This window comes from Motiliproteus sediminis (assembly GCF_017912535.1).
GTDB lineage: Bacteria > Pseudomonadota > Gammaproteobacteria > Pseudomonadales > Balneatricaceae > Motiliproteus > Motiliproteus sediminis.
In genome coordinates this window covers 177523-193999 of record NZ_JAERQK010000003.1, presented here as the reverse complement: position 1 = coordinate 193999, position 16477 = coordinate 177523, and the positions used below count along the sequence as shown (strand labels likewise).

10 protein-coding genes are annotated in these 16477 nt (G+C 61.5%); 5 read left to right on the top strand and 5 right to left on the bottom strand.

Annotation, left to right across the window (positions count from 1 at the left end; translation table 11 throughout):
- The first annotated feature begins 50 nt into the window (after positions 1-50).
- Entirely contained in the window at positions 51-2810 is a 2760-nt protein-coding gene (locus JJQ76_RS07755) for an insulinase family protein (RefSeq protein ID WP_210396200.1), read from the top strand.
- Between the two features lie 8 nt (positions 2811-2818).
- Here JJQ76_RS07755 and JJQ76_RS07750 read toward each other — a convergent pair whose 3' ends face one another.
- Entirely contained in the window at positions 2819-3397 is a 579-nt protein-coding gene (locus tag JJQ76_RS07750; RefSeq protein ID WP_210396199.1) for a hypothetical protein, read from the bottom strand.
- Positions 3398-4840, bottom strand: coding sequence for an exodeoxyribonuclease I (gene sbcB, locus JJQ76_RS07745; protein WP_210396198.1), 1443 nt, complete (start codon positions 4838-4840; stop codon positions 3398-3400).
- 73 nt (positions 4841-4913) lie between these two features.
- Here sbcB and JJQ76_RS07740 point away from each other — a divergent pair, with 73 nt between their 5' ends.
- Entirely contained in the window at positions 4914-5405 is a 492-nt protein-coding gene (locus JJQ76_RS07740) for a YchJ family protein (protein ID WP_210396197.1), read from the top strand.
- A 184-nt stretch (positions 5406-5589) separates the two neighbouring features.
- The gene (locus tag JJQ76_RS07735) at positions 5590-8325 is read left to right on the top strand and encodes a DUF349 domain-containing protein (protein WP_210396196.1); all 2736 of its coding nucleotides are present in this window, start codon (positions 5590-5592) and stop codon (positions 8323-8325) included.
- A gap of 4 nt (positions 8326-8329) precedes the next feature.
- Here the strand turns inward: JJQ76_RS07735 and JJQ76_RS07730 are convergent, their stop codons facing one another.
- The 3 genes from JJQ76_RS07730 to JJQ76_RS07720 all read right to left on the bottom strand — a co-directional run bounded on the left by JJQ76_RS07730 (position 8330) and on the right by JJQ76_RS07720 (position 11764).
- Positions 8330-10039 carry an AMP-binding protein gene (locus tag JJQ76_RS07730; protein ID WP_210396195.1) on the bottom strand — a complete coding sequence of 570 codons (1710 nt, stop codon included), beginning with the start codon at positions 10037-10039 and terminating at the stop codon, positions 8330-8332.
- A gap of 116 nt (positions 10040-10155) precedes the next feature.
- Positions 10156-10935, bottom strand: a complete 780-nt coding sequence (locus JJQ76_RS07725) for a class II glutamine amidotransferase (protein ID WP_210396194.1) — start codon at positions 10933-10935, stop codon at positions 10156-10158.
- A 79-nt stretch (positions 10936-11014) separates the two neighbouring features.
- Positions 11015-11764, bottom strand: a complete 750-nt coding sequence (locus JJQ76_RS07720) for a TIGR00266 family protein (RefSeq protein ID WP_210396193.1) — start codon at positions 11762-11764, stop codon at positions 11015-11017.
- 307 nt (positions 11765-12071) lie between these two features.
- On the opposite strand from JJQ76_RS07720, the gene JJQ76_RS07715 reads away from it, so the two are divergent.
- Both JJQ76_RS07715 and putA read left to right on the top strand, forming a co-directional pair.
- Positions 12072-13256 (top strand): acetyl-CoA C-acyltransferase family protein, encoded by a 1185-nt coding sequence (locus JJQ76_RS07715; protein WP_210396192.1) that lies wholly within the window; start codon positions 12072-12074, stop codon positions 13254-13256.
- A 97-nt stretch (positions 13257-13353) separates the two neighbouring features.
- A complete protein-coding gene (gene putA / locus JJQ76_RS07710) occupies positions 13354-16473 on the top strand; it encodes a bifunctional proline dehydrogenase/L-glutamate gamma-semialdehyde dehydrogenase PutA (RefSeq protein ID WP_210396191.1) in 3120 nt (1039 codons plus the stop codon).
- Positions 16474-16477: the final 4 nt, after the last annotated feature.

The following is a 16477-nucleotide window of genomic DNA, read 5'->3' as shown; positions in this document are numbered from 1 at the left end:
CGCCTGACCGGCTCTAACCAGAACTTTCTGCAGATGCGAAGAGGGATGCCATGACTGCGCTATCGAAACAGTTGCGTTTCGGTTTTTTACTGCTGGCGCTACTGGCCAGTGCCGTCAGCCACAGCGCCGAGCTGATCACCAGCCCGGCGGATAACCGCAGCTACCGGGCACTGGATCTCGACAACGGCCTCAAAGTGCTGCTGATCAGCAGCCCGGACGCCGACAAGGCCGCCGCCAGTCTGGAGGTATCGGTGGGCAGTGGCGCAGACCCTGAGCAGCACCCGGGGCTGGCGCACTTTCTCGAGCACATGCTGTTTCTGGGGACCGAAAAGTACCCGCAAGCGGGCGCCTATCAGGCCTTTATCAGCGAGCATGGCGGGCGCCATAACGCCTTTACCGCCTACGACCGCACCAACTACTTCTTCGATGTGGATCAACAGCATCTGGAGCCGGCGCTGGACCGCTTCGCCCAGTTCTTTATCAACCCGCTGTTCACCCCCGAGTATGTCGACCGTGAACGGCATGCCGTCCATTCGGAGTACCAGTCCAAGCTCAAGGACGATGGTCGCCGCGGTTACGCCGCGCTGAAACAGGCGCTGAACCCCGAACACCCGCTGGCCAAGTTCTCGGTGGGCAGCCTGGACACCCTCAGCGACCAGCCTGACTCAGACCTGCAAACCGCGCTGCGCGAGTTCTACCAGCGCCACTACAACGCCAACCGCATGTCACTGGTTATTCAGGGGCCGCAATCGCTGGACACGCTGGAACAATGGACCCGGAGCAAATTCAACGCCATCAGCAGCGGCGACAGCACCCTGCCATTGTCGTCTGCGCCGCTGTTCCAGCCCAAGCAACTTCCCGCCCAGCTGAACGTGCAAAGCTTGCGTGAACTTTACCAGCTCAGCGCCACCTTCCCGGTGCCGCCGGTAACGCCCTACTGGGATAAAAAACCGCTGCATTATCTGGGTGCGCTGATCGGTCATGAGGGCCCCACCAGCCTGCTGGCAGAACTGAAGCGCCGTGGTTGGGCCCAAGGCCTGAGTGCCGGTGCCGGCTTCAACCACGATGACGCGGCGTCGTTTTCAGTCAACGTGGAATTGACCCCGGAAGGCTTCGCCCACTACAACAAGGTCGTTGATCTGCTGTTCTCGACCATCAACCTTATCGCCCGCGACGACATCGAAGAGTGGCGCTACGCGGAAGAACGGCAGATCAGCGAAACCGCCTTCCGTTTCAAGGAACCCTCACGGGAGCTCTACGACGTGTTGCGCCTGGCGGGCAAGCTGCGCCGCTATCCCACCGCCGAACTGCTCCACGGTGACTACCTGTTTAGCGAGTTTGATCCGGAGCTGATTCGACGTTACCTCAGCCATCTGAACCCGGATAATCTGCTGCTGACCTTGACTGCCAGCGAGATCGACACCGACCGCGTGGAACCCTATTACCAGACCCGCTACCAACTGCAGGCGATCGATAACGACCGCCTGCAACGCTGGCGCGCCCGGGAGCCGGTAGCTGCGATCCAACTGCCCAAGCCCAACCCCTTCCTGGCCGAGGACTTCAGCCTGCAACCGCTGGCGGGGATGGAGCGGCCACAAGCGATTGTCGAACGACCGGGGCTACGTTTCTGGTATCAACAGGACGATGATTTCCGCTTTCCGCGCGCCAATCTCTACCTGACGGTGAGATCGCCCGTCGCCAACGACACGGTGCGCCATAATCTGCTCACCGCATTGTTCGTGAAGCTGGTCAACGATCAACTTAACAGCTACCTCTACCCTGCCAACGTAGCCGGCTTCAGCACCAGTCTGTACCCGCACATTCGTGGATTTAGCCTGCGCCTGTCCGGCTATAGCGACAAACAGGAGCGGTTGCTGCAAACGGTGGTGGACAGCCTGCCGGGGTTTGAGGTCGACCCTGATCGCTTTGCGATAATCAAGACCCAGATGCGCCAGCAGCTGGAGAACCGCAAGCAGTCAACCCCCTACGAACTGGCCTTTGACCAGTTGCAGGACCGGCTGATGCAGCCGGGGTGGTCGATTGATGAGCGCCTGGCCGCACTGGAGGCGATCGATGCCAAAGCACTGCAGGCGCATATCCCCAGACTGCTGGGACAGGGTAATCTGGAAGCACTGGCCCATGGCAATCTTAGCCGCGATGATGCGCTGGAGCTGGCCGCCGTGCTGGAGCAGCGCCTGCTCAGCCAGATGAAACCGGTAGCGGTTGCCCCGGGAGAGGTCCAGTCGCTGGAGGTCGGTCTTGAGCGCCTGCCGGTCGCCGCTGACCACAATGACAAGGCGGTCATTCTCTACCTGCAAGGGCAGGAGGACGGCCTCAAGGAGCGGGCGCTGTTTGGACTGATCAACAAACTGATATCCGCCCCCTTCTACACCGAATTGCGGACCGAAAAACAGCGTGGCTACGTGGTCTTCAGCACTGCATACCCGCTTCAGGAACGCGCCGGTATCGCACTGGTGGTGCAATCCCCTTCCACCGCTACCAGCACGCTGGTTGCCGATATCAACAGCTTCCTCGACGGCGTCGGTACATTAGTAGAGGCGATTGACGACACCCGGCTGCAACAGCTGAAGCAAAGTTTGCTGGTTAGCCTGCTGGAACGGGACAAGAAGCTGAGTGATCGCACCAACCGCTACTGGCAGGAGCTGGATCGGGAATACCTGAACTTCGACAGCCGCGAGCAGCTGGCAGCGGCAATTCGCGCGGTCAGCCGGCAGGACCTGCTCGACACGGCTGAACGCTTGCGTCAGCGGCAGCTACTGCTGGAAGCCCAGCGGCCGCCGGCCAACTAGCCGTCGGGCTACTGTTCCGAGTCCGCCGCTTCCTCCACCACCGAGAGGGTGGCAGCATCCGCAGCCACCGGCGCGGAGCTGCTCACCCGACGCATTCCTCGGACGGTCGGCATCGGCATCGGCGGCGGCGGAGGCAACTCCGCCTCTTCGGCGGCGCGGGCATTCAACTCCTGAAAGATGCGATCTTCACCGACACTTTGACGCTCGACGATACGCTGGGCGGGAATGGTATTGACCGGCGGCGCGGAGGGCTGTTCGGCGGGAATGACTGTGGGCTCCGGCAGCTGCATGTCAGGGTAGTTGCGCGGTGCGATCTCAACCATCGGTTCGCGATCGAACTGGCCGGTCTCCATATTGCGGTAGACAGTTTCCGCGTCTTCCTGCAGATCGCTGATGCGATCTACCGGGATCTCCGGAAAATCCTCTTCCTTTAGCGGCTTGCCTAATTCGGCCGAATGCGGAATCTGGTGATAGCGCAGCTCCTCGACCGGCTGCGGCGGCACCTCAAGATAGGGCAGCGGCTCCTCGGCAACGGCAGGCGTCACCAGGCAGCAAAGCAACAGCGGTACGGTGCGGCGAATCAACATTCAGACAGGATAAATGGACTCCCCATAAGCAGCAAGCTCCTCCAGCAGATGCATCTTCTCCGCCGCCGGCTGTTGCGCTGCCAACTGATTGAGGCGGCTGTAAAAGGCCTCAAAGGTCAGAGCCCCTTTCGGGGGCTGCTCAAGCAGCCGCTGCTGACGGTATTGCTCCCACTGCTGCTGTTCTTCTGCGGACAACGTGGCGGGATAGTTGCGCGCCCGGTAGCGAAACAGCATCTCTTCCAAACGCCCGTCCTGAAAAGCAAAGGTTTCCTCCCCCAGCAGCGAAGGATCAGTAGCGCGCACCCGATCCATAGCCGCGCGATCAGCCGGCGAAAAAAAGCCGCCGCTGTATAGCATCAAGTCGGGATCGCCACCACTCTCGAACCCCAGGTCGCTATAGATCAGCTGCAGCTTTTCAGTCAGCCCCTCGGCCGCCCGCAGCAGCCCCAGATGGCGTCGGCACTGCTCGCCGGATATCTGCAGTCGAGCCGCCTCCTCGGTGGTGAGCATCGTGGCGGGGGCCAGCATCGGGGTCCGGTTGAGGTGAACCAGTTTCAGCGGTATCCGCTCTTCGCCTTCGGCCAGATCCCGGCTGGCGGTATAGAGCTTCTCCCGCACCAGCTCCGCGGCCTGGGTCAGCAAGGGGGTGGGATCGACCCGCAAATCATAAACAATTACCGCATTGCGATTGGTCAGGTGTGCTGCCAACGGCACCACCAGCGCGGTATTACTGACCTCTGCCGAGTAGCGGGAGGAGATATGCAGCACCGGTTTCATCCGCGCCACGTCCAGTTGCGACGCAGCAAAGCGTTTGTCCCGTAACTTCAGCGCATACTCGAACAGACGCGGCTGGCGCTCTTTCACCAGACGAGCCACGGCGATGGTGGCATACACATCGGACAAGGCATCGTGCGCGGCCTCGTGGCTCAGGCCGTTGGCGCGGGTCAGATCCTCAAGCCGCAGACTGGGGGTGCCATCCTCGTACCGCGGCCATTCGATCCCCTCGGGCCGCAACGCCCGCGCCATACGCAGCATATCGATCACATCCCAACGGGAGTTACCGTTCTGCCACTCGCGACCGTAGGGATCGATGAAGTTGCGGTAGAAACCGTAGCGTGTCACTTCGTCATCAAAGCGCAGACTGTTGTAGCCGACGCCGCAAGTCCCCGGTTGCGCCAGCTCGGCATGGATTCGAGCCATAAACTCGGCCTCACAGACCCCCTCTTTAAGCGCGGTTTGCGGGGTGATCCCGGTGATCAGGCAGGCTTCCGGATGGGGCAGATAGTCATCCGCCGGTTTGCAGTAGATCATCAGCGGATCACCGATGGGATTGAGCTCCCAGTCGGTACGGATACCGGCAAACTGGCAGGGGCGATCCAGGGAGGGGGTAGCGCCAAAGGTTTCGTAATCGTGCCAGTAGAATGTCGGGGTCGAGTTAGCCATGGGGTCGGTCCTGTCCTGATTGCCGCTTATGATAAAGTAACCGCCCCCCCAACTGCCAACAGGTACACGGTCGATGCCCCGCCCCCCTGTGTCATCCGCATGCCCCTGCGGCAGCGGTCAACCTTTTGCCTTGTGCTGCCGCCCTCTGCTGCACGAGAAACAGCAGGCCGCCACGGCCGAACAGCTGATGCGCTCCCGTTTCTGTGCCTTTGCGCTGGGTTACTTTGATTACCTGATTGAAACCCATCATCGCGATTTTCGGCAGGCGTTGTCGATCGAGGCGCTGCAGCAACAGGACCAGCACACCCGCTGGTTGGCTCTGGAGGTTCGTGATTGCGATGCGGGTTCGCCAACCGACGCCGCCGGCGAGGTGCACTTCGTCGCGCGCTACCTTGAGGGTGATCGGCTGGGCGAACTGGAGGAGCGTTCAGCGTTCGTGCGCGAGCAGGGGCGCTGGTATTACACCCGGGGCAAACCGGAGTTTCGCGCCCTTGCCACCCTTGGTCGCAACAGTCCCTGCCCCTGCGGGTCTGGCAAGAAGTACAAACGTTGTCATCAGCAATGAGTGAGCGAATCGCTTTCGAAGCGCCGCCAAAAGTCATAGAATGGCCGCCGGGAAGATGTAACCATAACAACGCAAAACACACGTCCCCTCGACCGCCAACGCGCCTCGCGGCCATGGCCGTCCGACTTTGCCACTGCTCGTGGCCTTGGCGGTATTCATTCATAAATTTTCGATCGGTTAAGGCATGCAGTTGATCCTGACAAACCTGTTTCGCCCCAAGTGGCAGCACCCGCGGTCTGACGTGCGCAAAAAAGCGGTGGGTAATCTCGATCCCGGTCAGGATAACGATCAAACCATTCTCGAAACCATCGCCCGCGAGGACCGTGACCCCGATGTCCGCCGGCAAGCGCTGAATAAACTGGTTAATGTCGACTGCCTCAGCCAACTGGCCGACCATGATGTCGACGCCGGTGTGCGCCAGAGCGCCCTCAACCGTCTGTGTGATCTGGTCACCGGCCTCGATGCCATCGAACTGCCCATGGCGCGCCGGCTACAAGTGCTGGATCGCCTTGCCCAGACCGACTACCTGCTGCACGTGGCGCTCAAAGGCGACTGTTACGAGATCCGGCAAGAGGCGGTACTGCGACTGGTGGACGAAAGTGCATTGGCCAAGGTGATCACCGATGCCGACAGCCGTCCCCTGCGGCAACTGGCAGCGGAAAGCATTCGCGACCCCGAGCTACTGCAGCAACTGATTCGTCAGGTACGACAAAGCGATAAAAACCTGTACCGCACTCTCAAGTCTCGACAGGACGCCCAGCGCGACGAGGCCCAACGCGAACAGAGCCGTCAGCAAGCCCAACAGCACCTGTGCCAAGCGCTGGAAAAGTTAGCAGAAGAGAGTGTTGCGCCCCACTACCAGGCCAAGCTTCAGGGGCTGAAACTGCAGTGGGACAGTCTCGATTTCGAACCTGCCCACAACTACCTCACCCGGTTCGACAAAGCCCATGCCCAGTGCGTGCTTAAAGCAGACCGTTACGCCGAGGAACTGGCCGAACGCGACCAGCAAGCCTGCGCGCACAGTGAGCAACAACAGTTGCTGGCGACCATTCGACAAGCCGCCGAGGCCCTCACTCAGCCGACGGCAGCCGACCAGCGCAGCGCCACTTCCGAACTGGAGCACTGGCAGCAGCGTTGGCAGGAGCTGGCCGTTATCCGCCCCGTGACCACCAGCGAACAACAGCAGTTCGACCAATGCCACGCCAATGTTTCGCAACGACTGGCACACTGGCAGCGCTACGACGAGCTGGCGCCGCAGCTGCAAGCCGCTGATGAGACTGAACAACTGACAGCGCTGCTGGAGCAGCTGGCGTGGCCGCGCCAGTTACCGACCACGCCGCTACTGCAACACTGCCGGCTGCGGCTGACCACGCTGCAGCAGCAACTACAGCCGGCTCCCGAGCCGGGCGATGACGCTCTGCGGGATCACCTCGAACGGCTCGAGCAAGCATTGGACCAGGGCGCACTCACCGCTGCCACGGATGCCATCCGGCCGCTACGGGAGCAGCAGCGCCAGCTGCGCGGACGCGACAAACAACAGTTTACCCGTCTCAACGCCCGCTATCAGGAGCTGCAGGGATGGCAGCAATTTGCCACCCGGCCCAAGCTGGAAGCCCTTTGTCAGGCAATGGAAGCCCTCTCCGCCGACGACTCCCAGGCGGTCGCCAATCGTGCCGCCCAGCTCAAAGAGCTGCAGCAGCAGTGGAAGCAGCTCGACAGCCCGTTGATTCCACACGGTCTGCGACGCCAGTATCAGCAAGCCAACGACCGGGCCTACAGTAACTGTCGCGATTACTTTGACCAGCAACGCCAACTGCGCCAGCAGAACCTGAGCCAGCGTGAACGGCTGTGCGAGCAACTGGATCATCTACTCCAGCATACCGACTGGTCCCGTGCCGATCTCAAGTCGCTGGTGGCCAGTAATCGGCAACTGCGCAGTGACTGGCGCCATTTCAGTCCGGTGGAGCGAGCACCCGGCAAGAAACTTCAGAAACGTTTCAATCAGGGCCTCAAGGCGCTGGAGCAGCAGCTTGACCAGATGCGCCGAAGCAACGGCGAACTAAAACAGCAACTGACCGGGCAGGCTGAGCGCCTCCTGGGCGACTCCGATCTTGACGCCGGTGCCGAACAAGCCCGGGAGCTGCAACGCCAATGGAAACAGCTGGGGCCCACTGAGCGGGAGCTCGAACAACAACTTTGGCCGCGGTTCAACGATGCCTGTAACCAGCTGCACCAGCGTGCCAAAACTGCGCGGGCCGACAACGAAGAACAGGCCCGACAGCAGTGCGAAGCGCTATGCGTTGAGCTTGAAGACACGCACCAGCCACTGCCCCTCAGTCCGGCACGGCTGCAACAGCAGTTCCAGCAGCAACTGGATCAGTTGGCTGACGGTCGGCGCTTGCAGCGCCGTTTCGAAACCGCCCTGTTTGCATACCAGCTGCGTTGTCATCCGCAGGAGCCGGACTGGAGCGCACTGCAGCAGCTAGAGCAGCAGTGCCAGCAGTTGGAAAAGGCGCTACTGGACGGCCAGCAACCGCCGTTACAGCCGATCAATGGGACGCTGCCAGAGACCCTGGCTGACGATGTCCGGGCTGCGGTGGCGGCGCGGCTTGACGCACTGCAACGCATCAGCGCGGCCCCCGACGGGATCGATGCGCTGCTGGCGAGCAGCGACCGGGCACTGCGACTGCTCTGTATCAGACGGGAAATTCTCTGCGGACAGACCACGCCGGACGAGGATCAGGCGCTGCGGATGGAGTACCAGATGGAGCGACTACAGGACGCCCTGCAGCAAGACAGCAACGAACCCACCTGCGTGCGTTCGATGTTGCAACTGCAGCGCTTGTGGCTGACGGTCCCCTTTAACAGTTTCTTCGAAGAGCTGAACCAGCGTTTTACCGACGCCCCGCGCCCGGAGTGATCCGTCAGCTGCTTTGCTGAGCACGGCCATTGCCGTTGCTGCGGCCGTTACCCTGTCGTTCGGCATCGCGCAACTGGCGGCGCAACACCTTGCCGACATTGCTCTTGGGCAGTTCACTGCGAAACTCCACCAGCGCCGGCACCTTATAGGCCGTTAGCCGCTCCCGGCAGTAGTCACGCAGCTCTTTGACCGTCAATTCGGCGTTGCGACTGACGACATAGGCCTTGATCTGCTCCCCGGTGACCTCGTGGGGCAAGCCAACCACCGCGCACTCTTCGACATCCGGGTGTGAAACGATCACCTCTTCAAGCTCACCCGGGTAAACGTTGAAGCCCGAGACAATGATCATATCTTTCTTGCGGTCGACGATACGGATGTAACCGTCATCCTGCACCTGCGCCACGTCACCGGTGCGGAACCAGCCATCGGCATCCAGCACGGCGTCGGTTTCCAGCGGCTGCTTCCAGTAGCCCTGCATCACTTGCGGGCCGCGCACACAGAGTTCCCCCACACCTCCTACCGGTACGACCGCACCCTCGTCATCGATCAGGCGCACTTCTGTTTCCGGCATCGGCACCCCGATCGTCCCCAGCTGCGCTGAACCGGGCGGGTTCAAAGACACCACCGGCGAGGTCTCGGTCAGGCCATAGCCCTCGTTGATGCCGTGACCGGTTACCGCGCGCCAGCTGTCAGCCGCCGACCGGGTCAGCGCCATTCCGCCAGACAGGGTAACCTTGAGGCGACTGAAGTCGAGTTTCTGGAACTCCGGGTTCTTGCACAGGGCCACGAACAGGGTGTTGAGGCCGGTAAAGAAGCTGAACCGGTAGCGCTTGAGCTCTTTGACGAAGGCGGGAATATCACGCGGATTAGCGATCAGCACCACCTGCACCCCGGCTTCCATCATCACCATACAGTTCACGGTGAAGGAGTAGATGTGGTAAAGCGGCAGCGGTGCGATGGCAATTTCGCCCTCGGGATCAAAGATACCGCCGATCGCCTTCTTCACCTGGCGCACATTGGCAACCAGGTTGCTGTGGCTAAGCATCGCGCCCTTGGCGATACCGGTGGTACCGCCGGTGTACTGCAGAATAGCCAGATCATCCGGATCAATGTCCGGCGCCTGATAGCGCTCTCCCTGCCCCAGACCCAGCGCCTGTCGATAGCTGATGGCCGACGGCAGCTGGTAAGCAGGCACCAGTTTTTTCACATGACGCACCACCGTATTGACCAGCAAGCGCCGCCACAGCGGCAACGCATCCCCAAGATCAGTGATAATCAGATGATCGATACCGAACCGGGGCAGAATCTTCTCCACCTTGTCGGCCAAATTGGACAGCACCACCAGCGCGCGAATGCCGGCGTCGCTGAACTGGTGCAGCATCTCCTGAGTGGTGTAGAGCGGATTGGTATTGACCACCACCAATCCCGCCCGAAGAGCGCCGAACAGCACCACCGGGTACTGAATCAGGTTGGGCAGCTGGATGGCGATGCGGTCGCCCGGCTGCAGGTCGGTATGGCACTGCAGGTAGGCGGCAAAGGCACGGCTCTGCCGCTCCAGCTCCTGAAAGCTGATGCTGTAGCCCAGACTGGTGAAGGCGGGGCGCGTTCCGTAACGCTGACACGCGCGATCGAAGACGTCGAGTAAGGTATGATAATCCTGACCGGATGAGGGAAGCGTGTCCGCTGCGTTTATTGTTGTAGTGCAGTCCTGCATGATGATCCCACAAGTGCGCCGCTCCAAATGACGGGCACCTAAGTCTAATATACTTTAGTCGGATTCAAGCAGATTTTAGCCGGGCTGCAAACCCCTGTTGATAAGAAAACGCTTAATTAACCGTTAATTGGAATCTCCAAGCCATCCTTGAGGAGCAACAGCTCACCCGGTTCCATCGGGGTCCAGACTTCGTTGTCCGTCAAGGGAACGGTGGTCACAACGGTTACCACATCCGTGGGCTGGGTTTCCTGGCAGAAATCTACCGTCACTTCCGCGTCGGTCAGAGAGGCGTGCCCAAAGGGGGCCCGTCGGGTGATCCAGCTGAGTTTACTGCTGCAGTAGGCCAGCAGGTGACGAGAGTCACTCAGCAGCATATTGTAAACCCCCAATTGGCGCAGGCTGTCGCAGCGTTCGCGGATAAACGCAATCAACGCCGGATAGTCATCGGGCGGTTCGGGAAACGCCCGCCGAACCTCCCCCAGCAGCCAGCAAAATGCGTATTCGCTATCAGTGGTACCCACCGGACGGTAAAAATCGAGCGGCAGGTCGAAGATGCGCGCATCCAGCTGGCCGTTATGGGCAAAGGCCCACATTCGCCCCCACAGCTCACGGGAAAACGGATGGGTGTTGGCCAGACAAACATCGCCCACGTTGGCCTGACGGATATGGCTGATCACCACATGGCTTTTGATCGGATGACGCCGAACCAGCTCCGCTACCGGCGATTCGACGCTGGGTTCCGGATCGTGAAAAGAGCGAATCCCCCGCCCTTCGTAAAAGGTGATCCCCCAGCCGTCACGATGCGGACCGGTGCGCCCGCCGCGCTGCATCAGACCGGTGAAGCTGAAACAGATGTCGGTGGGAACATTGGCACTCATCCCGAGCAGTTCACACATGATTGGAGTCCTTGGCTGGATTGGTGGGCGCAGCTAGGTTAATCAGACCCGTGCCCCGGAACAAGTCCCCGGATTGACCTCAGGATTCGCCCTTGTCGCTGCCGCCCAGACCAGGAGCCGCCGCCAACAGTCGGTCGGCCAGGCGGGAGAAAGGCAGGCTTTGCAGCCAGACCGTGCCGGTGCCACTGAGGGTGGTGAGGCAGATCCCCTCCCCGCCGAACAGCATCGACTTCAGCCCGGACACCATCTCGATGTCATAATCGATGCCGCTACTGAACGCCACCAGGCAGCCGGTATCGACCCGCAAGGTCTGATTATTGAGTTCTTTACGCACCAGCGTCCCGCCAGCCTGCAAAAAGACATTACCGTCGCCTTCGAGTTTCTGCAGAATAAAGCCCTCGCCACCGAAGAAACCGGCGCCCAGGCGGCGCGAAAACGCAACCCCGATCCGGGTGCCACGCGCGGCCGCCAGAAACGCATCTTTCTGGCAGTAGATCACCCCGCCCACCGCGCCCATCGCCACCGGCATGATGGTCCCGGGATAGGGTGCAGCGAAAGCGACCCGGCGCTTGCCCTCACCACGATTCTCAAAGTGGGTCATGAACAACGATTCACCAGTAATAGCGCGTTTACCAGCAGAGAAAAGCTTGCCAAAGAAGCCCTGCTCCGGGTCCGAGCCATCGCCCAGTTTGGTTTCAAAGGCGATGCCGTCTTCCATGTAGTTCATCATTCCGGCCTCGGCGATCACCGTTTCTCCAGGGTCGAGTTCCACCTCAACCACCTGCATGGCGTCACCAAAGATCTCATAATCCACTTCGTGACTGTTCATCGAGCTTCCCTCACCGCTGTCAATTTCAAGCAGCTTAGCACGCCCCGGTCACCAACTTTTGCTACACCGGAAATGTCATTTGTCTAGGTCTTGTCACTTTCCAATGCTATGGTGTATTCGCTTTAGCCAGAAAACGCTGTGCGCATGACACAGGGAGTGGTGCAAGAGCAAACTAGATATCTTAGTTTTTCCGGCGTACACCGGTCATCGGCCTCCCGATGACCCCATTCAGCCTCAGTCCATGAGACCCGGCCGGCGCCGACTAAAACAGATGATCTCTACGTGACATCATTACAAGGGGTAAGAAATGGCAAATCGTGAAGTCTTCGTTCTGAGTGCGGTTCGTTCCGCAATTGGTGGTTTTGGTGGTTCTTTGAGCGGCATGGAGCCCGCCGAGCTGGCCGGACAGGTGATGAAAGAAGCCGTGGTCCGTTCCGGCGTTGATCCTCAGAAGATTAATTATGTAACCGTCGGCAACTGTATCCCGACGGAATCCCGTTACGCCTACGTGGCGCGTGTGGCCTCCATCCAGGCCGGCCTGCCAATGGACTCCGTAGCGATGGCGGTCAACCGTCTGTGTAGCTCCGGCCTGCAGGGCGTGGTCTCTACCGCTCAAGCCATCATGCTGGGTGACTGCGATTACGGCGTCGGCGGCGGCGTTGAAGTGATGTCCCGCGGTACTTACTTTGCACCGGCGATGCGTTCCGGCGCCCGCATGGGCGATACCGGCATGATCGACGCCATGGTGTCGGTTCTGACTGATCCCTTTGGCGTGGGCCATATGGGTATTACCGCCGAAAACCTGGCTGAAAAATGGGGTCTGAGCCGCGAAGAACAGGATGCGTTCGCGGTTGAATCTCAGCGCCGCGCCGCGGTAGCGATCGAAGAAGGCCGTTTCAAGTCGCAGATCGTGCCGATCACGCTGAAGAGCCGCAAGGGTGAAACCATCTTCGATACCGACGAGCACGGCAAGCCGGGCACCACCATGGAAAGCCTGGCCAAGATGCGCCCGGCGTTCAAGAAAGACGGCACCGTTACCGCCGGTAACGCCTCCGGCATCAACGACGGCGCAGCCATGCTGGTGCTGGGCGGTGCCGATGCCGCCGAGCGCGATGGCTACAAGCCGATGGCTCGCCTGGTCTCTTACGCCGTCGCCGGCGTCCCCAACGAGATCATGGGTGAAGGCCCGATCCCGGCTTCCAAGCTGGCGCTGCAGCGCGCCGGCCTGAGCCTGGATCAGATGGACGTAATCGAGTCCAACGAAGCGTTCGCAGCGCAGGCGTTGGCCGTTACCAAAGGCCTGGGACTGGATCCGGCCAAGACCAACCCCAACGGCGGCGCCATCGCTCTGGGTCACCCGGTCGGTTGTTCCGGTGCATTTATCGCCACCAAGGCACTGTACGAGCTGGAGCGCACCAACGGTCGCTACGCGCTGGTCACCATGTGTATCGGCGGCGGTCAGGGTATCGCTACCATCTTCGAGCGCGTCTAACACGCAGCTTACTGAGCGGCCCCACGGGCCGCTCTTATCTCTCGTCTACACTTACCTGCACGCCCGATAGTCCCACCCACCTGTGCAGGACACGCCCATGTTTTCAGCCGCGCAGCTGTTTTCCGGCGAACTACTTCACCATACTCCCGAACACATTCTTGACCAACTGCGGCGCTGCTACGACGCCGACCAACAGCGTTATATCGATGGGCTGCTGCCGCTACTGAGGTTTGACGCCGATGACGAGCGGCTGACTCGTGAACGCTGTGAGCGCTGGGTCCGCGCGTTGCGTCGTCACCCGCCCTCCGGTCTTGCCATTGAAGCGCTGCTGCAGGAGTTCCCGCTGGGGCGCGCCGACGGCCTCGCCCTGATGGCGCTGGCGGAAGCGCTGCTGCGTATTCCGGACAGCAGTACCGCCGATGCTCTGATCCGCACCCGCCTTCGCGGAGCCGACTGGCGCAGCCACGACGACCACGACAACCTGTGGCTAAAGAGTGCCCACCAGGGCTTAAAACTGGCGCAAAGCCTTATTGCTTCCGAGCACCACCACAGCCTCGCCGGCATCGGCCAGCGCCTTGGCCAACCGCTGATACGCCAAGCCCTGAAACAGGCCGTAGGGTTGATCAGCGACCAGTTCGTCTGCGGGGAAACCATCTACGAAGCGCTCGATAACAGCCAGCAACTGCTGGCCGACGGCGACACTGTTTCCTTCGATATGCTGGGAGAAGCGGCGCTCTGCGCCGAGGATGCGCAGCGATTCTTCGACGCTTATCAGCACGCCATCAGCGCGCTGGGCTGCAATGAAAGCTACCCGCCGGGGGCGCTCAGACCGGCCGTATCGATCAAACTCAGCGCGTTGCACCCGCGATTCGAATGGAGCCAGCGCGAACGCTGGCGGCCGGTGCTGAATCAACGGATGGCGTCATTGATCAGCCTTGCCCGGCAGCACCGGATTGCGGTCACCATCGACGCAGAGGAGTCGGACCGGCTGGAGCCGACGCTCGCCCTGTTCGCAGACCTGCTCGCCGGCCCCGCCCACGGATGGGGACTGCTGGGTATCGCGGTACAGGCATACTCCCGGCGCGCGCTGGCCACGCTGGCCTGGCTAACCGCCACAGCCCGCCACCACCGCACCTCCATACCGGTGCGACTGGTGAAAGGCGCCTACTGGGACAGCGAAATCAAATGGGCGCAACAACGTGGGCTGGAAGACTACCCGGTATTTACCGCCAAGAGCGCCACGGACCTCAACTACCAGGCCTGCGCCCGTTACCTGTTCTGCGGTCACAGTCGCGACCGCCTGTACCCCCAGTTTGCCACCCATAACGCCCGCACTCTGGCGGACATTCTCACCCTCAGTGACGGTCGCCCGTTTGAATGCCAGCGCCTGTTTGGCATGGGTGAAGCCCTCTACCGGGAAGCTCGTAACAGCCACAGCTTTCCCTGCCGGGTCTACGCGCCGGTGGGCGCCCACCGCGAACTGCTGCCCTATCTGGTACGCCGCTTACTGGAGAACGGCGCCAACAGCTCATTCGTCAACCAGATCTATCATCCGGGCACCGGGCTCGAGGCACTGGCCGTACCGGCCACGGCACAGTGGCCACCGGCCGGATCACTCCCACGGCCAGCCGAGATCTTTGCGCCGGAGCGCGCCAACAGCCGCGGACTCAACCTGCAGCGCCCGGACACGGCCAGCTGTCTGGAAGACTGGATGGCGGAACCACTGCCCTGGCGCCAGGCTGCGCCGCTGATCAACGGGTCGTCCTGCCTGCAGGGCGAGCCCGTGCGACTATTTTCGCCTCAGGACCAACAGCGCGATATCGGCGACCTGTATCCCACCGACGCCGCAACGGCCACCCGGGCGATCGACTGCGTCAGCACCGCGGCCCAGTCCTGGGCCGCCACTCCCGCGGCGGCCCGCGCCGCCTGCTTGGATCGCCTGGCAGTACTGCTCGAACGCCACCGCTCGCAACTGATCCCGCTGCTGGTGGCCGAGGCGGGTAAAACCCTGCCTCACGCTCTGGACGAAGTGCGCGAGGCAGTGGACTTCTGCCACTACTACGCACGTCAGGCAGAAAAACTGTTTACCCCACAATCGCTGCCGGGCCCCACCGGGGAGGACAACCGCCTGCTGATGGCGCCCCGTGGCCTGTTTGTCTGCATCAGTCCCTGGAACTTTCCGTTGGCGATCTTTACCGGCCAGGTCAGTGCGGCGCTGGTCTGCGGCAACGGCGTAATCGCCAAGCCGGCACGTCAGACCAGCCTGATCGCAACCCTTTGTTGCGAGCTGATGCTGGAAGCCGGCATTCCGGTCGGAGTACTGGCGCTGCTACCCGGCCCGAGCGAAGGGTTCTGCGACCAACTACTGGCGGATCAGCGCATCGATGGGGTCGCCTTTACCGGCAGCAGCGCCAGCGCGCTGGCTATCCAGCGTCGCCTGGCAGCGCGTGAGCACGCGCCCATCGCCACCCTGATCGCCGAAACCGGTGGCCAGAATGCCATGATCGTCGACAGTAGCGCGCTGCCGGAACAGGTGGTTCGCGATGCGCTGGACAGCGCCTTTGGCGCCGCCGGCCAACGCTGTTCGGCGCTGCGCCTGCTCTGCCTGCAGGAGGAGATCGCCGACAGTATCGAAACCCTGTTGATCGGTGCCCTCAAGGAGCGCCAACTGGGAGACCCCGCCCAACTGGCCACGGATATTGGCCCGGTAATCGATGCTCAGGCTCAGCAGCTGCTGCTTAACTATCTCAGCCAGCAGCAAGCCGCCGGAAGGCTGCTCTATCAAGGCACGGTCGGTGACCATTTGAGTCAGGGGAGCTTTGTTGCCCCCGCGGTGGTGCGGCTGCAACGGGTCGATCAACTGGGTGAGGAACAGTTCGGCCCGATCCTGCACCTGCTGCGCTACCGCGCTGACCACAGTGAGCAGTTGGTCGATGCCATCAATCAGCTGGGCTACGGCCTGACACTCGGCATCCATAGCCGCAACAGTGCTCACGCCGAGGCTTTGGCGATGCGCGCCCGGGTGGGTAACGTCTATATCAACCGCCACCAGACCGGTGCGGTAGTAGGCAGCCAGCCTTTCGGCGGCTGCGGCCTGTCCGGCACCGGCCCCAAGGCGGGCGGTCCCCATTATTTGCGCCGCTTCGTGTACGAAAAACACCTGTGCACCGACACCACCGCCTGGGGCGGCAATGCCGCGCTGCTCAGCGACCGCTAGGGCA